The sequence below is a fragment of the Nitrosopumilus sp. K4 genome, from assembly GCF_018128925.1.
In the GTDB taxonomy this organism is placed as follows: Archaea; Thermoproteota; Nitrososphaeria; order Nitrososphaerales; family Nitrosopumilaceae; genus HKST03.
This window is the reverse complement of the sequence record NZ_CP067007.1, coordinates 48,951-72,892: the sequence shown is the minus strand read 5'-3', so window position 1 is coordinate 72,892 and position 23,942 is coordinate 48,951. Positions and strand designations below refer to the sequence as shown.

Here is a 23,942-nt window from a genome sequence, read left to right as displayed (position 1 = left end):
ACCATTACAAATTTCTTGTCATAACGGCAGAATAAAATTTAAGGATCCATATTTACGAATAGTCAGATGAAACTTGCGTATTTTACCCCAACATCGCCATTAAAAACAGGTATTTCAGAGTATTCAGAAAAGGAGTTGTTACCATATTTGTCTAAACATTGTAAAATCGAAATCATTATTGATAAAGAATATACTCCTACCAATGAATTTATCAAAAATAACTTCAACATTATCAATATTGAAGAATTTAAAAACAATTATGACAAAATTTTGTATCATGTAGGAAATAACCCATTTCATAAATATGTTTACGAGACTGCAATAGAAAATCCAGGAATTGTGGTGATGCATGATCCACTGATACATCATCTTGTTAGATTTCTCACAGTAGGGCAAAAAAAACCTGAGCGGTATATTCAACTGATGGAATTTGCATACGGTCCAAAGGGTAGAGTCATAGCAGAGAACGCAATAACATCACGTGAATTCCCTTTATTTGAATATCCATTAGTAAAGGAATTAGTAGAATCATCACTGGCAGTGATAGTACACAGTAAATTTGCAGAAAATATAATCAGAGAAGAATGTCCAGATGCAAACATCATTAAAATCAATATGCCAATAACGGTGGAAAATAAAACTGAACAGGGTTTAAGAGAATCGTTAGGAATACCCAAAAACCATACAGTGATTAGCACATTTGGCAATATAGGATTCTATAAAAGACTTAATGTCGCTCTTAAGGCGTTTTCTCATTTTTTAAAAAAAAATCCAGAGTCAACTTTCATAATAGCAGGATCTTATCTAAGTGAAGCATATGCAGACGAGATACACAAACTTGTTGAAGAATTAGGAATTACAGATAGAGTTATTGAAACAGGTTTTGTAGAAGATTTACAACCATATATCAGCATTACAGATATTGCAATACAATTAAGATATCCCACTGCAGGTGAAACATCAATCATTACACTTCAAATTATGGGAAATGGTAAACCAGTAATTGTATCTAACATAGGATCATTTGAAGAGATACCCAATAACACAGTAATCAAGATTATTCCTGATGTAAAAGAAGAGGTTTCAGTATACAATGCATTACTTAAATTGGCTAACGAAGATGAATATCGCAAAGAAATATCAGATAATGCAGAAAAATACATCATAGAAAACCATAATCCAGAAAACATAGCATCAGAGTTTTTTGAAGTCATAAAAAATTCGCCAAATCAAATTCTTAAAAAAGTAATACTTCCAGAAATCAGAACTAGAGACACAATCAAGGCTAATACGCCTGTCAAAGAATCACATCTTAAGGAGACACACCTAAAGGAGTCAACATTAAAAAAAATAAATTCAAAAGCAGATCATGAGATAAATGATGATGATGCAAACATGATAAATCTAAATTTAAAAAATGTTGATTCTGGCAACAGTTTGATTAAAACAATAAGAAAAAAACTGCATAACGAAATGAAAGATTGGCTTTTGTTGCCATTTCAAAAAAAGCAAACAAGATTCAATAGAAAATTAATTCAAAATGTCAATACAATAAAAAAACAATCACAAGATGTTTCTCAGAATATAAAAACAATCAAGAAAGACACTGAGGTAAACTTTGACAGAATCAAGAAAGACACTGAGGTAAACTTTGACAGAATCAAGAAAGACACTGAGGTAAACTTTGACAGAATCAAGAAAGACACTGAGGTAAACTTTGACAGAATCAAGAAAGATATTACTGAAATAAAAAACGATACTAAAAAAATAATTGAAACATCAATAAAACAAGATACAGATTTGGAGAAATTAATCAATTTTAATTTAGATAGGCGTATAGATATGATTATCGAGAGAAAAATGGAAGATTTTAAAAATGAGATCAAAATAGAGCAAGAAATAGATTCTAGATTTAGAGGGAAATTAAATCGCAGTCCTACCAAAGAAGAAATTATAGTATATAGAAATAAAATAAAAAAAAATCAGATAACATTTACTGAATTAGAAAACGAAATTGGAAAATTGGAGTGATGTGATTAATTTTGAATACGTTTAAAAATTTTATCACGAAATGCAACTAAAAGCAAAAGCGAAAAAGGTAAGAGCACAACAATTGCCCACACATTATAATCTACAACATAACCATGATCTCTTAGAATCACTCTGTACCACCACATATGCTTGTAGGAAATATTTGCAATAAACGAGAAAATAGAATCCACGTGTGGAAAAACATCAGTGTTAAACACAATAGGATTTCCAGTTGGAACTAGCAATAAATCAGGATCAGAGCCTCTGACATATTTTCTAATTAACTTTTCAGAATTCCAAACTGAAATGAGAATAAAATTCCAAACAATAGTTGAAGTAATGACAGAATATTTCAAAAATTTGCGCATATTTGAGGTACATAGTTTTTCAAAAATAGCAGCTAAGCCAATTGCAAAGAAAGGGGCTAAATCTATAGCACGTCGTTGACCAAAAGATCCTCCACCAGACCAGTCATGAGGAGCAGAATGCATGTAAAATACAATAGCTGTCATAATGATCATAACAGTTGCAATAGAACGATTTTTCTTGTACAATAAGCAGTAACCTGCCAAAGAGACCAAAAGTATAGGACTCCAAACAAACAATCCACGATGTTCTGAAAATAAAAATTCAGCAAAATAAGGATGAAACCAATTCATAAAAGTCCCTCGAGGATCATCATTTACTGCATACCACTGATCCAAAGGCATAGGTCGAGGAATTAGCTCTCCATAAAGATAATCCCAATACACCATATGCGGACTAAAAGCCACAATAAAACAACAAACATAGAGTGCTACGAGAAAAAGGTTTTTTGGATTTTTTGTTATCCAAAAACGTTTGAATAAAACCAAATCAATCAAAGGCAGAAAGAAGAATACAGCGTCAACAGTTCTAACCATAAAAATTAACCCTACACACAGACCCATGTAAATCCAATATTTCAGATTCAGAGAATCACGCAGTTTTAGCCATACAAATACAAAAAGTGATACTGCAAAAAATGAATGTGCAGATGAAAAACTAGGGGCAAGGAGAGAATAATAAACAACAGGGGTAGCCAACACAATAGTCAATGTTGCAAAAAATGAATTGTGCTCACTTATTTTCAGAAATTTCTTGATGGCAGCAAATAAGATAAGAGCACCAGATAATGAATAAAAAACAGAACCAAGATTAAATGAATATGTATATGCTGGACCATATCCATCAATTGGGAATCCCAATATCGAAGATGCAAGATGAGCTGCAATAAAGAAAGGAGCATTAAGCAATGAGCTTCCCATATTCTGAACATTGTAGATCAGTCCAGTAGTAGTTTTGATGTCAGGATTAACCCATCTGATTGGAAGATTATCATATTGATTTTGAAAATCTAGGTCATGATCAATTATCATAGAATGAGTGGTCCAAAAAAATAAGGTTCCATCACTCCTAATAACAGGATCAAAAAAAATTGGAAACAAGAGAACATAAACCGCGATAATGATGTAAAAATATCTAGATACCATTTACAACGGAGGTTACCACAGTTATATTAATACCAAGACACATCTCAACGAACGCATGAACATTCTATCATTCAAAAGAATACTAGGATTTGTTTTGATTTCAATTATATTCTATTTTGGGGTGATTTTGTATGGAGACATTAATCAAATTAACCAAAATTTTTCAGTGTTAGATTTCAGATATATTCCAGCAATATTGTCAATGGTGGTAGTTTCAATTTTTTTAAAGAGTCTAAGACAAAAGTATCTGTTACAAAGAGAAAATCTAGATATATCTGTCAAAGATAGCGTATCAATTTTTTGTTCAGGATTAGCATTTCTTATGACCCCAGGTGCAATAGGGACATTCGCAAAATCATTTTTCATGAAAGAAAAATATGGATTTCAACTTTCAAAAACAATTTCGGTAATCATAGCAGAAAGAATATTTGATCTGGTAGGAATTTCAGGACTGGTCATAATTTTCATGAGTTTCAGATTTGTAGATGTGTTATTTCTTCCAATTACGTTGTTTGTTATTTTGCTCATAGGATTTATTTTTCTAGCATCAAGATCATTTTTTACAAATAGAATTACAAATGTCCTAAAAAAACTAATCAAACAAGATGGCTTTGAAATTTCATTTAAGAATATTCTGACTAGGAAAAATATTTTCACATTAACGGTATTTAGTATAGGTTGCTGGTTTTTAGATGCTGTTGCTTTTTATCTTAGTTTTTCTGCTTTTATTACAGAGATCAATTTTTTTGACGCTTCAATTATAGGATTATCATCGTTGGTGGCAGGTTTTCTTACGTTAATTCCAGGAGGTATAGGGATTACAGAAGTTAGTTTAATCAATCTGCTAATTCAATATAATTTAGATTATGATCTAGCAACTACAGCAACCATTTTTTCTAGAATTTGTACTGTATGGTTTGCTACTGTTTTGGGCATATTTTTTGTCATCCCATTAATCAAAAAATAAAATATTTTATGGAAGAAGTTTTGGTTTGAATTATGGGTATTTTATTTGCAGGTATAGGAATAAGTTTTTTTGCATTAATAATTATCAACGTAGTCTTTTTTTTATCGACATTTATTTTATTAGTCACGTATGGACTACAAGATTTTTTTCAAGGAATGAACTTTTTTGAAAGAGTGTATTCATCGACATATTTCAAATGGATTATAATTTTTGATGGAGTTTGGTTAGCAATAGCCTTACTGTTTGCACAAAAAAGAAAATATTACAGAACAGACCCAAACAAGGACTATCTATCATATTATCCATTAGAAAGCAAACAAATTTGTGTCATAATTGTTGCTTATAATGAAGAACTTGCAATAGGTAAGGTAATAGATGATTTTGTACTACAGAAAAATGTCAAAGAGGTTATTGTAATAGATAACCACAGTGAAGACAATACAGTGAAAATTGCACAAGAGCATGGTGCAAAAGTTATCACTAAGGAAAAAAACATGGGTTTCGGTCATTCATGTGTAGTGGGATTTCAAGAAGCACTGAAAACAGACTATGACATCATTGTATTGGTAGAAGGGGATGGAAGTTCAAACGGGTATGATTTGGAGAAAATGATTCCGTATTTAGATAATTCAGACTTGGTGTTAGGTACAAGGCTGATTCAAACATTATCTGAAAAAGGGAATCAAGTAAAGATGATGTATGTGTGGGGAAATTATTTTTTGGCAAAGCTAATACAAATAAAATTTTTCAGTTTATTACACATGGGATCAGTAAGTCTCACTGATGTTGGATGTATTTTGCGAGTAATCCGCAAAGAGTCCCTAAAAGAAATCATACAATCATTTACAGATCATAGAACAGGAAAAGTAATTCCGGGAAATGAATTTTCATTATATATGATAATAGAATCAATTAAGGCAAATTTACGTGTAGTCGAAGTCCCGGTCACATCAAACAAACGTATAGGAGAATCCAAAATTGGCTCAGATAAAAAATTCAAGGCCATTAAGATGGGATTGAGTCACATATGGTTTATTTTGAAAAGTTGAACCAGTATATTATTTAAAAAAGCAGGATATGTATAATAAATTGGAGGACAAATTAACAGAGTAACATGGGAGCAGATATAATTACAATCAAGGATTCAAAGCCTAGATCAGCAAATGAACTCAAAAAACAGACAGGGGAGGCATATAGAACATCGGATTCCAAAAATCTGAGTCTTCAAAATTTTGATTTTAATAAGAAGATCTTATTCCATCCAGAAAAAATTGCAGCATATAAGGAAGGAGAAAGACCATTCCCAACAACTATTGAAGTGGATCTTACCAATAGATGTAATCATAGATGTTCATTTTGTTTTTATGCAGAACATATAGGAGTAGAGGCGGATAAACCGTCACTTGAAACAGAATTATTGAAAAAAAGATTACAAGAAGCAAAAGAACTTGGCACCAAGGCAATTAGCTTTACCGGTGGTGGAGAGCCAACCATCCATAAAGATTATCTAGAAATGATCGAATTTGCAAATGGAATTGGATTGGATATAGGTACCATTACTAATGGTTCTGCAATAACAGAACGAAATGTAGAAAGATATGTAAACAATTTACAATGGATTAGAATTTCCATGGCAGGAGGAGACAGAGAGAGTTACAAGAAAGTACAAGGTGTTGATCAATTTGAATTGATTGTAAAAAACATTGGAATTTTATCAGATAAAAAATCAGAGATTAACAGTGATCTAAACATAGGTATTAGAACTCTAGTAACACCAGATAATGTTTCAACATTAGAAGGATTTGCAGAAAGAATCAAATCACTTAACATAAATTATTATCAATTAGCACCGGACCAATATTCTGATGATAAAGGCAAATTTTGGAATGATGAAAAAACTCAAAATGTTTTTAGAAATGTAAAAACAATTCTTGCAAATCATGGTATCAATCTACTTACTACAACATACATGACTGCACAAGAAAATCTTGATTATCCTCAAACATGTTATGCACACTTTTTCATGCTTGCTATATTAGCTGAAGGTTACGTGACTTTTTGTAAAAATGCCAGAGGAGAAGAACAATTCTATATTGGCAACATTAATGAAAAGTCATTAAAAGAGATATGGGAAGATAATAAAACTAAAGACATTGAAAAATGGGTAAAGCCAAACAATTGCGGTTTATTTTGCAAACATATGGCCATAAATAACACAATGGAGGACCTGATGAATCCATCCGCAGATATGTCTCCAAATTTTGTTGGATGAAAATTTAAGATGATTTTCATAATCGGGGGAAACGGTCTTACTGGATCAGCAATTGTACAATATATGCAAAAGACATCACAAAAATTTGAAATTATTCAAAGAGAAAACAAAGAAGAGTATTTTGGGAAAGAATGTAATATTCTGATTTTTGCAAACGGTAATGCGGTAAAATACAAGGCAAATCAAGATCCATTTTTTGATTTTAATGCATCCGTAACAAGTATTGCAGAATACATACATAAGATCAAATTTAAAAAATTTATTTTAATTTCCACAGTAGATGTGTACAATAACAAATCAGACACAAATCAAACACAAGAAGACGTTGAAATTAATTTTAAAAAATTAGATACATATGGATTTCATAAATATTTGACAGAAAGATACGTCATGCATTTTTGTGATGATTATTTGATTTTTAGATTGCCCGGATTAGTAGGCACAGGATTAAAGAAAAACCCAGTTTTTGACTATATAAATCCAGAAAAAAGAGTAATGATTTCACCAGAATCAGAACTTAATTTCATAAATACAAGACATATAGCAAAAACAATTTTCAAGATGTTAAAAATGGATTTAAAAAATGAGATTTTTAATTTAGCATCAAAAAATAGCATAAAAATTAAAAACATAAAGAACATAATTGGAAATGAATCTGAATTTACAGAAGACGCCAAAAACAACATTCAGAAATATCAAATCAATACAAATAAAATTCAGAATTTGGTAGAATTATCTACGTCTGAAGAAGCAATAGAGGAGTATTTTAGAAAATTATAACAAAGTTAGGAGTTTTTAAATTTTTTATAGTTTTCAATCATAGTCTTAATTTTTGGAATGAATGGTGTAGGTTCAAATCCAAATTCATTCTTAATCTTCTCAATAGAGATTGTTGGAAATGAAAACTTGGAGGAATTTGGTTGTATATCTAATTCACATCCAGTATTAGCAATAATTTCATCGATTATTTTTTTAGAAGTAGTATTTTTCCCAAAAGCAATATTGTAAATCGAATGTTTTCCAGAAATCGAAATTTTGGTTGCAATATTTACTACATCACCAATGTAAACATAGTCTTTTTCACTATCAAGAGTTGATCGTAAGGATATTTTTCCTTTATCTACTGCGTCTCTAAGAATTGAAGGTATGAACAAGTTTGAAGAAAAATCACTTCCAGTTACATTTGAAGGTCTTACAATTCTCACATTTTCTTTTCCAGATGCAATACATATTGATTCCCCCATTGCTTTGGAAATATTATACAAGTCATTTATCTTCATTGGGTTTACTGACAATGAATCATCTTCATTGGTTGAGGTCCCATTATAATAAACTCGGCCAGAGGAAAAGTAGAGAAACGAATCGAACCTAGTCTTTTGTAAAATTTTTGAAAGCGCACAAACATGTGCGTTAACAGCCTCAAAGGGTTTTTCAACAAAGTTTGAAACTCCTATTGCAAAAATTACATTTCCAAGATTTTTATTGTTAATGTTATCAGTTCGTATTTCTGGTGTATAACATTCATGCCCTTCATTTTTTAGGTGAGTGACCAAATTAGAGCCAATAAAACCTTTTGAACCAATTACAGTAAATTTCAATTAGATAATTGCGTTTTAATACCACATTTAAAATTTTGAAAGTTAATCTAAAAAGTCCGGAATGGATCTGTCCTTTTCAGAGATTTCACTTACTTCAAGAGGCCAGGATATATTGAAAGTAGGATCATTCCATCTCACACCAATTTCAGATCCAGGTGAATAAAATTGAGAAACTTGATAAAATATTTCAGTATGATTCTCAAGAGATTGAAATCCATGAGCGAATCCTTCTGGTACATATAACATTTTAAAATTAGTGGAACTAAGTTCAAAAGATTCCCATTGTTTGTATGTGGGAGAATCCTTCCGCAGATCTATAATTACATCAAAAATTTTGCCTTGTGTGCATCTAATCAGTTTAGCTTCTTCAAATGGTTTTTTTTGAAGATGCATTCCTCTAATAGTTCCTTTTTGTTTTGTGTGAGAGATATTACACTGAGAGATTTTTGGGTTTAATCCATGTTCTTCAAAAATCTTTGCATCCCAAGCTCGGGCAAAAAAGCCTCTAGTATCTTCTTTCTTATCAAGTTCAATTACAAATGCATCAGGTAAAGAGGTTTTTGTAAAAATCACGACATTTCAAATTTTAAAAATATGCAATTAAATCTTATCATTTTACAACAAACATAGTTCAATAGAGCAACAGACAACAAATATTCTATTGAATTTAACCTATAATCAATGGTTTAATAATTTTCAATTTGATTTTAATGAGTTTTATAGGGAAGCATATGCCCAAATTTTATGAAGGTCTTTTTAACTGGCCACAAGGGTTATGTTGGAAATGTAATGACAGATTCACTTCTAAAAGAAAATTTTGATGTGTTGGGTTGTGATTTGGAGTATTATCCTCAAGGATTCATCAAAAGAAATTTCAAAGAGGTTCCATCCTTAAAAAAAGATATCCGAGATGTTTCTGGCGAAGACTTGAAAGGTTGTGACGCAGTAATACATCTTGCAGGTTTATCAAATGATCCTTTAGGAGAAATCAATCCAAGAATTACTGAGGAAGTCAATTTTCGAGCAACTGTCAATTTGGCTGAAAATGCAAAGAAAGCTGGCGTAGGACGATTTATTTTTTCATCATCGTGTTCAACATATGGGGTTAATAGTGATTTTGTAGACGAATATTCAAATTTGGAACCATTAACTGCATATGCAAAATCAAAAGTAAATTCTGAAAAAGAGTTGTTAAAATTAAAAGATGATACATTTTGTCCGGTTATGCTGAGAAATGCAACAGTATATGGTCTTTCACAAAGTCAAAGACTTGATCTAGTAGTGAATAATCTAACATGTTCTGCATATACAACTGGTAAGGTGGAGTTATTAAGCGACGGAACATCATGGAGACCACTTTTACATATTGAAGACATGGCATCAGCTTTTATCAAATGTCTAAAAGCTGATGAAGACAAAGTTTCCGGAGAGATATTCAATGTAGGATCCACTGATGAAAATTATAAAGTAAAAGATATTGCAGAGTTAGTAGAAGAAACAGTACCAGAATCAAAAGTTACTTTTTCTTCAAAAGCAAGCAAAGATGCAAGATCATACAGGGTAAATTTTGATAAGATAAAAAACAATCTACATTATAAAACAAAATGGAAGTTAAAGGACGGAATTAAGCAATTCTATGATGCAATCAAAGATAAAGAATTTACAGAAAAAGAATTCAGAGATAAAAATTTCTATAGAGTGGCATACCTCAAGTGGTTAGTACAAGAAAATAAAATTCAGTTATAATTTTTGACAGCATAGAAAAACAGTCATCATAGAAAATAATAATTCAACAGAATGTTAACAAAAATTTAGAAGTTTTGAGTTTGTGATGTCACCAAACTTTCCATTTAGCATTTCCAGAACTCCAAAAAGATTCTAAAGTGTTTTTATCACGTAATGTGTCTAGAGGTTGCCAGAATCCATCGTGTTTAAATGCAGAAAGATTGCCTTCATTTGCTAATTTTTCCAAAGGTTCTCGTTCCCATATAGTCGAATCATTTTCAATATAGTCAAACACATCCTTCTCAAGTACAAAGAATCCACCGTTTATCCATGCACCATCACCTTCAGGTTTTTCACAAAATCGCTTAACTTTGTATTCATCAATGGCCAATGCACCATATCTCCCGGGAGGTTGTACTGCAGTTAGAGTTGCTTTAGTATTCTGTGATTTATGAAAGTTCACAAGTTTAGAAATATCAACATCACTCAGACCATCACCATATGTAAAACAAAAGGTTTCATCACCAACATATTTTTGTACTCGTTTTAGTCTACCGCCAGTCATAGTATTATTGCCAGTATCTACCAGAGTGATTTTCCAAGGTTCGCTAAATTTTTGATGTACATTCATTTTATTATTAACAAGATCAATTGTGACATCGGACATATGAAGAAAATAATTTGAAAAATATTCTTTTATCATATATCCCTTATATCCCAAACAGATAACAAAATCAGTAATGTTATGTGCAGAATATATTTTCATAAGATGCCAAAGAATTGGCATACCTCCGATTTCAACTAATGGTTTAGGTTTAACGGTCGTTTCTTCACTAATTCTAGTCCCCATACCACCTGCAAGTATTACAGCTTTCAAAATATCTCATAAAATTTTGTTACTGGCTATAACTTTAATGTTTTCAGTAGCAAATCCACACATGCAAATGAAATTTACAATTCACAAATTAAGTTGACTTTTTACAAAATCTATCGAAGACACTATAGTGGGATCAGTTTGACGAAGTATTGCGCAGTATATAGACACATAATCTAATAGATAAACAAGATTAACAATTTTTGAGAGTATATCCCCCTTAACAGAATATAATTCATAATATGAAATATTATTTTGCAAAAAATATTTTTTTAGAATCTCATATCGTTCTTTAGTTTTTTTATAATCATCTATCCCTCTAATTAAAATTGGTTTTACATCTGATGTATTCTCCCATGCTACAATATTATTATGACATGCTTCAATTACATCTTCAACCATCACATGAATTTTTGCATTTTCTTGAAGTGAATTTTTAAATCTTATTGCAGCTGTATGTAGTCCCCACGGATAATAAATTAAAGGGATTGATGTAATCCAATGTGCTAGTTTTAATGAGGGGTTTTGTGATGAAATTTGATCAGAATTAATTTGTAAAGATAACTCATTTAATTTAGATATGGAATTATAGACGTCAGATCTTTTTATAGGAATAATAGATTCAAGAATTTTAAGCATTGAATAAACATACTTTACAAAAGATGCTCTGGGAGAATGAATCATATCTATATTATGGAAGTCGATATGGTTTTTTTGGCAAATTTTTTCCATTTTTCCGCCAGATGAGAATGCAATAATTTTACAACCCACAGGTATAGCCTCTTTTAAAACAGATATAGTTTCGACAGTGTTTCCAGAAACACTGATTGGTATGACAATAGAATTTTTTGTAGTTGAAGAGGGGAGATGATATCCTTTTACTACATCTACATGGATTTTTGATTGAGAGAAAATAGAATTAAACAGATCACAGATTGAGCCTGAACCACCCATGCCAGCAAATACAACATGTTTGATATCTTTACGAATTAATTTTTTTGTGTTTGATTCATACGCGTTTTTAGCAATTTGTGGCCATTGATTGTAAATTATATGCATTCCACTAGGATCATATTTCTCAAAGTCTAAAGAAGGTAACATGTAGAAATATCAAGAGTTTTCAATATAATGATTTGTCACACCGACATGCTATTATGATTCCCAGAGGAACTGAAGACATTGAACGTACTTCTTCTTTCACAGTTTTTCTCAACAACAAAAGGTGGAGGAGAATATGTATTTAGAACAATTGCAGATTCGTTAGAAAAGAACAATCACAAGGTATGGGTAATCACAAACAATGTTTCAGGAGAAAAATATCAAGAGTCAGAGAATCTCAAGATCCTAAGAGTAGAGCCCACACTGCAGTATAAGGGAGGGCTTCCACCTAGTTTTCTTGACAACATAAGATACGTTCTAAATGCCTACAAAAAGGCAAAAGAGATCATAAAAAATGAAGAAATCAGCATTATCCATTCCAATAATTTTTCTCCTGCACTGGCAGGTTCTCTGCTGTCATATTTTACAAAGATACACCACATAACCACGGTTCATGACATATTCTCTATATACGACAAAGAGTTCTGGAAGAAATGGGCAAGGCAGTCAAATGTTTCACACACAAATGCAAGACTGGTGCCACTTTTTGAAAAAATTATGATGAATCTCAAGATAGACCGTATCCATACAGTAAGTGATGCAACAAAAGACGACATTCAAAAACTTGGTACAAAAAAACCAATAATAGTAATTCCAAACTGTATACAAGACGAAGTACAAATAGCTACAAAAACAAAACCAAGACAGTTTGCATGTATTGGAAGATTAGTATTTTATAAAAATCTCGAAGTAGTACTAAACGCATTTAAAATAATATCAAAAGAATTTCCTGATGCCAAACTAGTAATTGCAGGAGATGGACCACACAAAGAATCACTCCAGAAATTATCAAGAGGTTTGAAAATAGATAAAAACATAGTCTTTAGGGGGCACGTAAATTCAGATGAAAAAAAAGTGATACTAGCAGAGTCAAATGCATTACTATTCCCAAGTCTAATGGAGGGTTTTGGATTAGTGATGTTAGAGTCCTGGCAGCAAAAACGTCCCGTATTAGCATCAGACATTCCTCCAATGTCAGACATCATAGAACACAACAAGACAGGGTTGATAATTGATCCTAACGATGAGAAAAAATGGGCAGAGCAAATCATCGGACTAGTCAAGAACCCACAAATTTCCGATGAGATGGGAAGAGAAGGAAACAAGATTCTAAAGGAAAAATACAACCAGCAACTATTCTATGAGAATTTAATCAAGATGTATAATGATGTCCTTAAATCCAGAGATTAGAAAACAGTTTAGAATACCGACTGAAAAGGCCAGATGGGTTTTTCTTTTCTATCTTCTTTCTAATTCCTGCGATCTTTTTTCTTGACAGTTCCACTGGCAACGCATGTAATAGAGGATTTTGTTAAAATTAATAATTACGAATTACAAAATATGAGCCAAAATAAGCTGTAAATTCATTACCGTTCAAATTTTATGCAGGTATGAGATTCAAAAAATAGGCTTGACAGGGCAAAAATTAGGCACAAATGGAGTGATCCCATGGATTGTGTTTTTGTTTTCCATATCAATGGTGCTTATCAGCTTTGTCTCAGTTGTATTTCCGGCACTAATCCTGGCATCAGATACTGTAACCATCCCGGGAATACAGCCAGTAACGCCTGATCCATACGAATCTGGTGTATGGTCTGGAGGAGTAATAGCTTCAAGCATCATAGTATTTGGTTTAACATATCTCCATTACAAAAAAAAGATACCAAAACTGTCCAAATTGTTTGAAAAAATATTTTCATTTGAGATATCAAAAAAGACATCACTCATTGTACTTGCAATACTTTTGATAATCTACATCGCAGGATCAGCCGGTGAAATATCAGTACAGGAAAAATACGAAGACTACAAGGGAGTAGAAAAAAGGCTAGAGACCTGGTCTCCTGATACCATATCATCATTTGAGCCTCATGTAAGATACGCACTATTGTCTGCATCAATGAATGTATTTGGAAGCTACAAGGCAGGTGCATTTCTTGCAAGCATTGCGCTAATAGTCACGACATATCTGATTACATCAACAATTGCCAAGAAAAGGTTTGCAGGAATTGTCGCAACAGTAATTGTATTGCAAAGCTCCGTGTTTCTGACATATGACACTTCAGTATCTTACACAAACTTTTGGATCCTGTTTTATCTTCTGTCATTGTATTTTGTGTACCGCTTTTGGCCACTATCGCCAGTATCATATCTATTATCCATACCATCAAAGGCATTGACTGCTGCATTTCTACCAATGTCAATTTACTTTATCTTGCGCAGCAGTATTCCAAGAAAGCAAAAAATCATCGTATCAGCAATCACTGCAGGAATTATTCTAATAGGTGGACTGGCAGCTGCTGGAAGTCTTTCCCCAACTCAAGGAACACAAGAAGCATTTGATGCAAAAGAATTTCAGATGGGATTCACGTCATTTGCATACCAGCTAAAGTCAGACGGTCTGGTAATGCTGTTTATGATACCACTGATGGTAGGACTGTTCATTGCATCAAGAAAGGGAATCAGGCATGCAGAATCTATAATGGTTCTAATCTCAGGGATGCTGTTAATTGCGCCAATACTTACTGGATTTACAACTCAGACAAACCAGCCATACAGGTTTGTGCCGTTGATAGTATTCTTTGCAATGGGAGTCGGAGTGTTGTTATCTAAGCGACAGGCCTGACAAAGGTCCACATCGATTCTAGTGTGTCACCTGATTCCACAGTATATCCGTCGTGTGCAAATCTGGCAAGGACAGTAGGTTTGCCATCTACAACATCAGACAGTATGGTGCTTGCAACCAAACCATCAGAGTCAAACTCTTGTGATTGTACTCTTCTAATCACCTGGAATTTCTCCCCATCAATTGTAATTACAGGATCGTTTCCGCGTGATGCCTCAAAATTCAAAAAGGATTCTAATGCAGACATATTAAGATCCGTGAATTTCGTTGATTCAAGATAAACTAGCAGCGTTCCATCAGAATTTCTGACAGTTGTCTGAACAAAGACAAAGATATCATCGCCAAGTTCGGTTTGTGTTGCGCCAAAGGAGGTTCCAATCGGAATCAAAAGTATTGCAAATGACAACAACACCAGCTTGTTCATAAAAGAATTTGAAAAGAGCTAGATAATTAATTTGCCGTTTTGATTGTCTCTTTTCCGAGCAGCTCGTTGTATAATGATATTGCCTCTTGCTCGTCTTTTGGGCCAACAACTACTGCAGAGCCCTTTTTCATAAAGCTAACAGACATCTCATTTGTACGAAGTGACAGTCCCATCTCTCCTTGATTTTCAACCAAGAACCCCTTTTGTTTTGCAATGTCAGTTACCGTATCAACATCAAGATCAAATGTGCTAGTTGGTGTAATTGAAAATGTTCTCTTGCCGCGATTCCTGCCACATAATTCCTCTAGGAGTAATTCCTCTTTTACAGCCTCTTCTGATTTGCCAGATCCACATACGGGACATTCTTCTGCCCTAAATGTGCGAGTAGTGGTAAAGTCCAGATTCTCAATGTCAACATGCAGTATCTTATCAGACAAGCTTGGCTTTTTTCCCATCACAACCTTGACGGCTTCGGCAACCTCGATTCCTCCAACAATGGACAAGATGGATGGATGAACGCCTTCAATGCTGCACGTAGGCATTGTGTCCTCATCAAGTGCAGGAAACATGCAATGGTAACATGCGCTGGTGCCAGGCAATATGGTAAATATCTGGCCTGATACTCCAACTGCAGCGCCAGTGACAAATGGAATTCCAAACTTTACACAGGCCTTGTTCAGTGCATATCTTGCATTGACGCTATCTAGTGCATCAACTACAACATCGCATCCTTCAACTACTTCAAGTGCTGTATAGTCATTAACAGATACTGCCAGTGCCTCAATCTTGCAATCAGGGTTTAGTTTCTGCAGTTTCTTTGCAGCAACCTCTACTTTGACCTGGCCCACATCGTCCTCATCAAACATTGTCTGTCTGTGCAGGTTTGATAGTTCTATGACATCTCTGTCAACTATTCTCAGAGTTCCAACACCCATTGCAGCAAGTCTTGATGTTATTGGATTGCCAAGACCGCCTGTTCCAACAACGCAGATCTTTGCATTCTTTAGTTTTAGCTGTCCCTGATACCCAATCTCCTCAAGCATTACCTGACGGGAAAATTTGTCCAGCTCCTTTTTTGATAGTTCTTCAGAACCGCCGGCAACTGCAGGCAAGATATACACCTCATCACCGTCATTGAGTGCAGTGTTCATTCCATCAGAGAATTTTGCATTCTTGCCATTGATGTAGATGTTAATCAGAGAGCGAGGTGTCCCGTCACCTTCCAGTACTCTGCGCTTAAAGTCATCTCCCATTATTTCTGAGATTTTTGCAAATGCGTCTTGTAAAGAGTCAGCTGAAATGTCAGTCTTTTTCTCTCCTCCTCCAGAATTTAGGACAGATGGAATTGTAAATATGATATTTGCCATTCTAGCTTACTACCGCCGAGATTTCATTAATGTCTGCCTTCATAATCTGAGGTTTTTGCAGTACTTCCATGATGGATTCAGTTGCCTTGAGGCCGTTTCCGGTGACATAGCAGACCACCTTGTCATTTTTGTCGATTTTGCCCTGCTCTACCATCTTTTGCAATACTGCTACAGATACGCCTCCTGCAGGCTCTGTGAATATTCCTTCTGTCTTTGCAAGTAATAATATTGCATCTAAGATTTCCTTGTTGTTTGATTCTTCGGCAAATCCGTTGTATTGTGCCAGTCTCTTTAGGACATAGCGTCCATCGCCAGGATCGCCAATTGCAAGACTCTTTGCAATGGTATCAGGATTCTCAACGGGGATCACGTCCTTGGAGTTTTTCTTAAATGCGTCAACTACTGGAGCGCATCCATGTGGTTGTGCTGCAATCATGTGCATGTTAGATACATCACCTAGCAAAGACACGGACTGTAGTTCTTCAAATCCCTTACATATTGCATTTAGCATTGCACCACTGCCTACAGGAACAATAAGTTGGTCTGGCACTTGCCAGTCAAGTTGCTCTGCAACCTCAAAGGCCAAAGTTTTAGATCCTTCAACATAGTGTGATCTCATGTTAATATTTACAATTCCAATTCCTTTGGAATCGCCAATCTGAGCTGCAATTCTGTTTGCATCATCATATGTCCCATCAACTGCGATATAGTTTGCACCATAAGAGAGAGCTTGTGTAATTTTTGCCATCTCAATATTGCTTGGAGCAAATACATGACATGGGAATCCTCCTTTTGCAGCATGTGCAGCAGTAGCTGATGCCAGATTGCCAGTTGATGCACATCCAACTGCAGACAATCCAAATTCCTTTGCCTTGGAGATTGCAACACCAGCTGGTCTGTCCTTGAATGAAAATGTTGGATTTACAGAATCGTTTTTGATGTAAAGGTTGTTTAGGCCTAATTTTTTGCCAAGATTTTCAGCCTTTGTTAACGGCGTCATCCCAGCATCAATTGATACAATATTTGATTTGTTTTCTATTGGCAATAATTCAAAATATCTCCAGTATGTGTGCTCACGGTTAGAAAAGGTATCCTTTGAAAGTGAGGGAAAATCATACTTTACATCCAGCGGGCCAAAGCAGTCATCGCAGATATACTTGAATGCAGTATCATACTGTTTTTTGCATTCTCGGCATTGCAATGATGTTCTAGTCAAGATCAATTGTTCCTCGTAGAGCATACATAAAAAATCCTAATATCAAGTTAAGTAATACTAAACTTTACCATATAAAAAATATAATGAAAAAATTGTTCTATTATCCAAAAAATCTCCAGATATGCAAAGAATTCAGAGAAAAATTTTAGAATAATTGATTTTTTGTAAATATTTTAAAAATAAGCAAGGTTTTTAGAGATTTTGATAAAAGCAACAGATATGAAAAAGTCATCCATAGTTGGGATTTCCGGAGGAATAGGAATTACTATCATAATTTTAGGAATTATTTTTGCAACAAGCCAAGATTCTGGTTCTATGGAAGTTGAGGATGTCTTAGACAGGGAATTGAGACCAGAAGAAGAAATCACACCAGAAGTTCAGGAAAAGCTAGACGAGATTGAAAAAATAGTAGATGAAAATGAATATTCTCCTGCTCCAAGAGAGTGGATCACCTCAGGACCATTTCAGATAGATAGAAGCAAGTATGTGCTTGGTGAAAAAATATTTCTAGTAATTGGAGGATTGGATTATCAAGAAAAAGGCCAAGTCGCTTTTTTAAGACCATTAAATGATACTCATTATTCAGTATACCAAACAATCCCATTTGATGGAGCAAAGAAAAATGTATTCAATTACTATATTTCACCACAATTGTCCAAAACAAGAGGAATATGTTCAGCAGATGACATCATAGGGAACTGGACAGTTGTTTTTAGGGGAACAGATTATCCAAATTTGAAATTTGAAATAACTGATCAAATTCTTCCAGGAGATGAAGACAGTTACACAAAACCAGTTTGTTAGCTAATCTAAATTATTGTGAAAACAAACACGTTTGCCCAGATGACATGCAGGGCCTGATGGTTCAACAAGATAGATTATTGCATCTGAATCACAATCAACTAGAATTTCTTTGATTTTTTGAGTGTTGCCAGATTCTTCTCCCTTCATCCAAAGTTTGTTTCGCGAACGACTCCAAAACCAGGAATTGCCTGTTTTTTTTGCAAGCTCAAGTGATTCCTTGTTTGAATATGCCAAGGTAAGAACATCCTTTGTATTTGCATCCTGAACAATCACAGGAACCAATCCGCCACTTTTTTCAAAATCTATATCATCAATTGATTTGTTCATGTCAAAACTGAGATTTTGGGCTTATTGACTTTTTTCATTTAGAGTTGAAGGTAATAGTATAATTTCAAAATTTTATTAGCGTATAGACTCAGATGTAATTGTGCAATGCAGTATTTCAGAATGCAAGATGAAGGCAGTCCAAACAGTAAAGATTAGTTTCAGAGAAAAAAGGAATCTTTGTGAACAGCACTACAAATTGTTCATAAATAAAGAAGAAGAATACAAGCCTAGTTTTTCTCGTGCCTCAAAGTTCAAAAAATAGGCATTTCATATGTCAAGAATTATTGAAAGATTTAACATCTACCTTTTTGAATTTGAAATATGGCAGTTAAAAAGACATCAAAAAAGACTACAAAAAAGCAGCCAAAGGCGAAAACTGCAAAAAAAGCTGTAAAAAAAACCACAACCAAGGCAAAACCAAAATCTTCAAAGCCAGAGTTTGAGAAAGCCTGGAGAGAATACAATTCTGCATTGAGTGTATGGAAAGAATCCCTGGCACAATGGCAAAAGGCCACAAATGAGACACTCATGACATATCATGATGCTTGCCAAAGAGCATTAGAATCAGATGCAGAACTACTCAAAAAGGTCAGTTCAAGTTGGGAAGAAACATGGGAAGAGATTGGGCCTGAATACATTAAACAGCAAACAAAAATGATTGAAAATATTTTCAAGGAAACTAACATCGAGTCAATAAAAAAATTCAATGATCAGTGGGAAAGATTTCTCAAAACATCAGGAGATGACTCGATTAAAGCGTATCAGGAAGCAATAAAAAAATTCAATGAAGCGTGGCAAACAAGTCAGATATGAGAGATTTTTTTATTTTTAAGATTTTTTAGATAAACAATACTAAAAGACACAAGTAGTGTCTGTAAAACATAACCTCCAATTATCAATACTACTGCATTTCCTATAGGGTCAAGAGTTGTCATAATATCAATATGTTGAGGGGAGACAGTATTTCCAGTTATTACTATAATTCCAATTACAATATTGGGGATTAGTGCATATCTAATTTTTTTCAAAGAAAGTATAGTTAAAGCAACAAAAGCAGATTCAAGACTAATTGCCTGAAGAAAAAATTTTGGATCACCCATAGGAATTCCAATAATTCCTGTAATGCTAATTGCAGACAAAACTAGTACAATAAATTTTTTCAAGTTAGTTCATACAAAATGGATAAATGTTTACAAATCTTTCCTTAGTTTTCCTATTCTAAACACTTTACAATTACATACTGAACATCTTCCCTTAATTGCAGGACGACCATTTTTCATGATTGTTTCTTCAGGGTTGTTTATGATGCGTTTAGTTTTACATTTTACACAATATGCTTCTGGAATGCTTGGAGTGATTTCTTTGCTTTTTGAAGGCTTTTCTTCATGAATTCTTTTTTCAATATCATCTAATTTTTGATTCTGTCTACGTAGAGTTTGAATGATTTCATGTTCAATATCTGCAGCCTCTACTTTTTCAATTTCTTTTTCTAGTTCTTTTATGCGTTTTAGTTGTTCTTCTGTAGATTCGGTTTGTTTTTGTGCAATAGACAATACATTTTCAAGCTCATCAATTTGATTTTGCAGATCAGATAGTTTCTGATATTGCTCTGGTGTGGCCTCTTCCTCTTGTGATGGTGAAACATATGATTCGGTTTGTTTTTGTGCAATAGACAATACATTTTCAAGCTCATCAATTTGATTTTGCAGATCAGATAGTTTCTGATATTGCTCTGGCGTGGCCTCTTCCTCTTGTGGTTCTGTTACAGGTTCTGTTACAGGTTCTGTTACAGGTTCTGTTACAGGTTCTGGTGCAAGGTCTAATTCCTGGGGAAGTTCTTCTGCTGTCTGTTTTGGCAGAGTGCCTCTGGGACTAGGAGTTGGTTTTTCTGGTTGTGATTCTAGTTCTTGGATTTGTTTTTCTAGTTGCTCCAGTCTGGCTAGTTGCTCTGGTGTGGCCTCTTCCTCTTGTGGTTCTGATACAGGTTCTGTTACAGGTTCTGGTGCAAGGTCTAATTCCTGGGGAAGTTCTTCTGCTGTCTGTTTTGGCAGAGTGCCTCTGGGACTAGGAGTTGGTTTTTCTGGTTGTGATTCTAGTTCTTGGATTTGTTTTTCTAGTTGCTCCAGTCTGGCTAGTTGCTCTGGTGTGGCCTCTTCCTCTTGTGGTTCTGTTACAGGTTCTGATACAGGTTCTGATACAGGTTCTGGTGCAAGGTCTAATTCCTGGGGAAGTTCTTCTGCTGTCTGTTTTGGCAGAGTGCCTCTGGGACTAGGAGTTGGTTTTTCTGGTTGTGATTCTAGTTCTTGGATTTGTTTTTCTAGTTGCTCCAGTCTGGCTAGTTGCTCTGGTGTGGCCTCTTCCTCTTGTGGTTGGGATTCATCTACAGAAAGAACCTCTGGGATGTCACCTAAATTATCTAATTCAACCTTGTTTTCATCTATTCGGACGTACGGTTCGCCTTTGATTCTAAATGTACGTATTTTACGTCCTCGTTTCCAAGTAGAATTATTATTGTAAATTGTAATGTAATCTAATCCATTTTTAATATCTGATGCAATAGTTAATCTATCAACTACTTTTCCGTGTTCAACTCCTTTTTCAGAATCCTTGTGTCTCTTAGCCCTGGAAATCAAATGAGCAGAATCATAACTTACTTCAGAAATGAGATAATCTGCCCACTTGACCATACAAAAAGAACTGATGAATTCCTAGTAAATAAGCAATGAGACATTATTGATGCAAATCGGGGTAGAAATGATATTTGGCTAACCTAAATGTAATATTTGAAAATAACAAAAGTATGATGTTAAGAGATTCTCATAAATATAGATAAAATTTCACACACAGTATGAATCCAAGGGCAATAGTAATAGAAGACGATGAGTTAATCATGGAGATATTCAAAGAGTTACTTGAAACAATAGGAGTGGACGTGATAGGAACAGCTTTCAATGGAAAAGACGGAGTGGAAATATATGAAAAATTAAAGCCAAATGTAATTTTTACAGACATTATGATGCCAGAGTTTGATGGATTCTATGTTATTGAAAAAATTAAAGGGTTAAATTCGCAGGCAAAAATTGTTGCAGTTACAGCAGATCTGTCAAACACTACAAAGGAAAAATTAGATAATGCTGGAATTCATGGTGTAATTTACAAGCCATTTTCAATAGATGTTCTAAAAAATACAATTTCAAGTATTTTTGGAAATTGATAGAAAAACCACATATCAAAAGCCCAAAATTCAATCATTAACTGATACAAATAAGATTATAATTGGTTTTTAGGATTTGAAAGTGAATTGGAAATTTCTATAGAACCATGGAAAAAATTAGTTATTCACGAAGTAATCGAATACAAATTTGATGATTGGGTAAAGCAGATTGCATTTAGTACAAGGTCATCAGGAGGGGCAATTCCAACTATGCAGTGGACTAATGGAATTGTTTTTTCGCCTGCAAATTTTCCAACAACAAACACTACTGTGGAAGAACAACTAAAAGGGACACTACATTGGTCATCAGTTTCATTTGCAATAAAAGAAAAGTTTGAAAGACAGATCGTTATTGAAAATGCCACAATAAATCTTGTTGATGTGAGTGTTAATGAAATTTTTAAAGAATTATCACATACTTTGAAAAAACAATCAAAATTTCTAAATGCGACTAAAGAATAATGAATATAGAAGACAGAATCAATGAATGCAAATACAACTTAAACCAAATAAAGCATTTTGATCCTGATCCATTTTATGTAGAGCATTTTTTTAATTTATTTGTAAAATCAATAGGAACAGTATACAATAAAATTTTTGAAGAAGCAAATAATGATTTTGGATTATTTGTATCAGGTGAGATCAACAAGGAGAAATTTAAAGAAAAAGCAATTCAGAAAAAAGATCATAAAGCTTTGGATTTTGTAAATTGGTTTGAAAATAAAATGGATGAAGAACACAAAAATCCATATCCTCAGTTTATGAGAGAAGTTATAGAATTTGCAAACAAATTCAAGAAAATGCCAAAAATGAAAATCATGATGAGATCTAAAGAACGTTATTCAGATGATCCAAATCAAGAGATTTTAGTTAATTTAGCAAATGGAAAGATAAGATCTAAAGAAGAGCTGGAAATAGAAATGAAAAGAAATATGCCAGTTTTTCTGGAGGTTATAAATCACAAGAGAGTAACAAAAAATGAGCCAAAAATAAATGAAAAACAAGTTACTGCTTCAACCTTTGTTCAGATAAATCAAAAAGAATACGAAATTGCATATTTGTCTGAGATATACATTCCAGTTCTTAGAAGGATTTGTACAGATTCATTAAAAAAAATCCAGGAAATGACTCAGTGGAAATAATTTGTATTAATCAGAATCTTTGTTTTCAAATCCAAAAATTTTATGCTCAGATTTTATTTTGATGATTGGCATATAAGAAAATCCATGTTCAAAGGAGTCCGAAAATTCTGGATCCTTTCCCAAATGTCCTTGATATTTTACAAAGGGCTTTAGTGGTTCAGAATCCAATTCAACATAATTGAATTGGTAATATACTTCATCCATGTCAATTGAGGTAATGTATCCTAATATCCAGGAATTATTATGTGGCAGAGCATACAGTGTAAGATTTGGCTCTTCAGGAAATTCAGGATTATATGTTAGTCGAGCCAGGCTTCCTAAATCCTGAACCCTAACTGGATGAAACACATCAGGGGTAGTGTCATCAGTTGTTAAAGGAGACACATCATTTTCCATGTGAATTATCGGAGCATATGTAGAGACATTTTTGGTAGATTCAACGATATCACATATTTCATTTCGTAATGAAACTTGATATGAAATGTATCGGCCAAATTTTGCCATAGGAGTATAAAACAAAACAAGGGTGTTTGCTAAGGTCAAATTACTTGATAGAACACGAGTGCCATTAAGATCATGGGAAAATACTCTAAGAGGATATTCCCTAAACGCACAAACAAATCTAGCAAAATCATTAAAGCTAGACAATTCTATAAAACATTGATTTTGCACAATATCTACCAAATTGA

At 33.7% G+C, this 23,942-nt stretch carries 25 protein-coding genes; 13 read left to right on the top strand and 12 right to left on the bottom strand.

The features are described 5' to 3' along the window. Window positions 1-66 precede the first annotated feature (66 nt). The gene (locus NsoK4_RS00430; RefSeq protein WP_211687451.1) at window positions 67-2,031 is read left to right on the top strand and encodes a glycosyltransferase family 4 protein; all 1,965 of its coding nucleotides are present in this window, start codon (window positions 67-69) and stop codon (window positions 2,029-2,031) included. A 5-nt stretch (window positions 2,032-2,036) separates the two neighbouring features. Here the strand turns inward: NsoK4_RS00430 and NsoK4_RS00425 are convergent, their stop codons facing one another. Then, window positions 2,037-3,497 (bottom strand): hypothetical protein, encoded by a 1,461-nt coding sequence (locus tag NsoK4_RS00425; RefSeq protein WP_211687450.1) that lies wholly within the window; start codon window positions 3,495-3,497, stop codon window positions 2,037-2,039. A gap of 100 nt (window positions 3,498-3,597) precedes the next feature. Here NsoK4_RS00425 and NsoK4_RS00420 point away from each other — a divergent pair, with 100 nt between their 5' ends. The 4 genes from NsoK4_RS00420 to NsoK4_RS00405 all read left to right on the top strand — a co-directional run bounded on the left by NsoK4_RS00420 (window position 3,598) and on the right by NsoK4_RS00405 (window position 7,561). Then, a complete protein-coding gene (locus tag NsoK4_RS00420; protein ID WP_211687449.1) occupies window positions 3,598-4,509 on the top strand; it encodes a lysylphosphatidylglycerol synthase transmembrane domain-containing protein in 912 nt (303 codons plus the stop codon). Between the two features lie 32 nt (window positions 4,510-4,541). Further along, on the top strand, window positions 4,542-5,558 hold the full coding sequence (locus NsoK4_RS00415) for a glycosyltransferase (RefSeq protein ID WP_211687448.1): 1,017 nt from the start codon (window positions 4,542-4,544) through the stop codon (window positions 5,556-5,558). Window positions 5,559-5,623: 65 nt separating this feature from the next. Beyond that, on the top strand, window positions 5,624-6,781 hold the full coding sequence (locus NsoK4_RS00410; RefSeq protein WP_211687447.1) for a radical SAM protein: 1,158 nt from the start codon (window positions 5,624-5,626) through the stop codon (window positions 6,779-6,781). A gap of 9 nt (window positions 6,782-6,790) precedes the next feature. Then, on the top strand, window positions 6,791-7,561 hold the full coding sequence (locus NsoK4_RS00405) for an NAD-dependent epimerase/dehydratase family protein (RefSeq protein ID WP_211687446.1): 771 nt from the start codon (window positions 6,791-6,793) through the stop codon (window positions 7,559-7,561). A gap of 5 nt (window positions 7,562-7,566) precedes the next feature. On the opposite strand, the gene NsoK4_RS00400 is transcribed toward NsoK4_RS00405, so the two are convergent. Both NsoK4_RS00400 and rfbC read right to left on the bottom strand, forming a co-directional pair. Then, complete coding sequence (locus tag NsoK4_RS00400; RefSeq protein WP_249111076.1) at window positions 7,567-8,379, bottom strand: NAD(P)-dependent oxidoreductase; 813 nt, start codon at window positions 8,377-8,379, stop codon at window positions 7,567-7,569. A gap of 42 nt (window positions 8,380-8,421) precedes the next feature. Beyond that, on the bottom strand, window positions 8,422-8,952 hold the full coding sequence (gene rfbC, locus NsoK4_RS00395; RefSeq protein ID WP_211687445.1) for a dTDP-4-dehydrorhamnose 3,5-epimerase: 531 nt from the start codon (window positions 8,950-8,952) through the stop codon (window positions 8,422-8,424). Between the two features lie 171 nt (window positions 8,953-9,123). On the opposite strand from rfbC, the gene NsoK4_RS00390 reads away from it, so the two are divergent. Next, on the top strand, window positions 9,124-10,125 hold the full coding sequence (locus NsoK4_RS00390; RefSeq protein ID WP_211687444.1) for an NAD(P)-dependent oxidoreductase: 1,002 nt from the start codon (window positions 9,124-9,126) through the stop codon (window positions 10,123-10,125). An 88-nt stretch (window positions 10,126-10,213) separates the two neighbouring features. Here the strand turns inward: NsoK4_RS00390 and rfbF are convergent, their stop codons facing one another. Both rfbF and NsoK4_RS00380 read right to left on the bottom strand, forming a co-directional pair. Continuing rightward, window positions 10,214-10,981, bottom strand: a complete 768-nt coding sequence (rfbF, locus tag NsoK4_RS00385; RefSeq protein ID WP_211687443.1) for a glucose-1-phosphate cytidylyltransferase — start codon at window positions 10,979-10,981, stop codon at window positions 10,214-10,216. An 81-nt stretch (window positions 10,982-11,062) separates the two neighbouring features. After that, a complete protein-coding gene (locus tag NsoK4_RS00380) occupies window positions 11,063-12,079 on the bottom strand; it encodes an SIS domain-containing protein (protein ID WP_249111075.1) in 1,017 nt (338 codons plus the stop codon). Window positions 12,080-12,157: 78 nt separating this feature from the next. On the opposite strand from NsoK4_RS00380, the gene NsoK4_RS00375 reads away from it, so the two are divergent. Further along, the gene (locus tag NsoK4_RS00375; protein ID WP_211687442.1) at window positions 12,158-13,327 is read left to right on the top strand and encodes a glycosyltransferase family 4 protein; all 1,170 of its coding nucleotides are present in this window, start codon (window positions 12,158-12,160) and stop codon (window positions 13,325-13,327) included. 220 nt (window positions 13,328-13,547) lie between these two features. Then, window positions 13,548-14,759 (top strand): hypothetical protein, encoded by a 1,212-nt coding sequence (locus NsoK4_RS00370; RefSeq protein ID WP_211687441.1) that lies wholly within the window; start codon window positions 13,548-13,550, stop codon window positions 14,757-14,759. Here the strand turns inward: NsoK4_RS00370 and NsoK4_RS09990 are convergent. From NsoK4_RS09990 to NsoK4_RS00355, 3 genes are read right to left on the bottom strand one after another with little or no spacing between them, the layout of a single operon-like run. After that, complete coding sequence (locus NsoK4_RS09990) at window positions 14,743-15,165, bottom strand: hypothetical protein (protein ID WP_249111074.1); 423 nt, start codon at window positions 15,163-15,165, stop codon at window positions 14,743-14,745. The genes NsoK4_RS00370 and NsoK4_RS09990 overlap by 17 nt on opposite strands. A 44-nt stretch (window positions 15,166-15,209) precedes the next feature. Beyond that, window positions 15,210-16,550 carry a ThiF family adenylyltransferase gene (locus NsoK4_RS00360; protein ID WP_211687440.1) on the bottom strand — a complete coding sequence of 447 codons (1,341 nt, stop codon included), beginning with the start codon at window positions 16,548-16,550 and terminating at the stop codon, window positions 15,210-15,212. 1 nt (window position 16,551) lies between these two features. Beyond that, window positions 16,552-17,766: a threonine synthase gene (locus NsoK4_RS00355; protein WP_211688749.1), complete on the bottom strand. Its 1,215-nt coding sequence runs from the start codon at window positions 17,764-17,766 to the stop codon at window positions 16,552-16,554. A 219-nt stretch (window positions 17,767-17,985) separates the two neighbouring features. On the opposite strand from NsoK4_RS00355, the gene NsoK4_RS00350 reads away from it, so the two are divergent. Further along, window positions 17,986-18,570, top strand: a complete 585-nt coding sequence (locus NsoK4_RS00350) for a hypothetical protein (protein WP_211687439.1) — start codon at window positions 17,986-17,988, stop codon at window positions 18,568-18,570. On the opposite strand, the gene hisI is transcribed toward NsoK4_RS00350, so the two are convergent. Beyond that, the gene (gene hisI / locus NsoK4_RS00345) at window positions 18,571-18,897 is read right to left on the bottom strand and encodes a phosphoribosyl-AMP cyclohydrolase (RefSeq protein ID WP_211687438.1); all 327 of its coding nucleotides are present in this window, start codon (window positions 18,895-18,897) and stop codon (window positions 18,571-18,573) included. A 321-nt stretch (window positions 18,898-19,218) separates the two neighbouring features. Between hisI and NsoK4_RS00340 the strand changes: the two genes are divergently transcribed. Further along, window positions 19,219-19,710 carry a hypothetical protein gene (locus NsoK4_RS00340; protein WP_211687437.1) on the top strand — a complete coding sequence of 164 codons (492 nt, stop codon included), beginning with the start codon at window positions 19,219-19,221 and terminating at the stop codon, window positions 19,708-19,710. Here the strand turns inward: NsoK4_RS00340 and NsoK4_RS00335 are convergent. Further along, on the bottom strand, window positions 19,701-20,060 hold the full coding sequence (locus tag NsoK4_RS00335) for a hypothetical protein (RefSeq protein ID WP_211687436.1): 360 nt from the start codon (window positions 20,058-20,060) through the stop codon (window positions 19,701-19,703). The two genes, NsoK4_RS00340 and NsoK4_RS00335, sit on opposite strands and share 10 nt — an antisense overlap. 27 nt (window positions 20,061-20,087) lie before the next feature. After that, window positions 20,088-21,584 (bottom strand): DUF5679 domain-containing protein, encoded by a 1,497-nt coding sequence (locus NsoK4_RS09985; RefSeq protein ID WP_249111072.1) that lies wholly within the window; start codon window positions 21,582-21,584, stop codon window positions 20,088-20,090. Window positions 21,585-21,745: 161 nt separating this feature from the next. Here NsoK4_RS09985 and NsoK4_RS00325 point away from each other — a divergent pair, with 161 nt between their 5' ends. The 3 genes from NsoK4_RS00325 to NsoK4_RS00315 all read left to right on the top strand — a co-directional run bounded on the left by NsoK4_RS00325 (window position 21,746) and on the right by NsoK4_RS00315 (window position 23,253). Next, window positions 21,746-22,111 (top strand): response regulator, encoded by a 366-nt coding sequence (locus NsoK4_RS00325; RefSeq protein WP_211687435.1) that lies wholly within the window; start codon window positions 21,746-21,748, stop codon window positions 22,109-22,111. A gap of 87 nt (window positions 22,112-22,198) precedes the next feature. Then, complete coding sequence (locus tag NsoK4_RS00320) at window positions 22,199-22,573, top strand: hypothetical protein (RefSeq protein ID WP_211687434.1); 375 nt, start codon at window positions 22,199-22,201, stop codon at window positions 22,571-22,573. Next, on the top strand, window positions 22,573-23,253 hold the full coding sequence (locus NsoK4_RS00315) for a hypothetical protein (RefSeq protein WP_211687433.1): 681 nt from the start codon (window positions 22,573-22,575) through the stop codon (window positions 23,251-23,253). The genes NsoK4_RS00320 and NsoK4_RS00315 overlap by 1 nt, the downstream gene beginning before the upstream one ends. Window positions 23,254-23,259: 6 nt before the next feature. On the opposite strand, the gene NsoK4_RS00310 is transcribed toward NsoK4_RS00315, so the two are convergent. Beyond that, a complete protein-coding gene (locus NsoK4_RS00310; RefSeq protein WP_249111071.1) occupies window positions 23,260-23,925 on the bottom strand; it encodes a hypothetical protein in 666 nt (221 codons plus the stop codon). Window positions 23,926-23,942 lie beyond the last annotated feature (17 nt).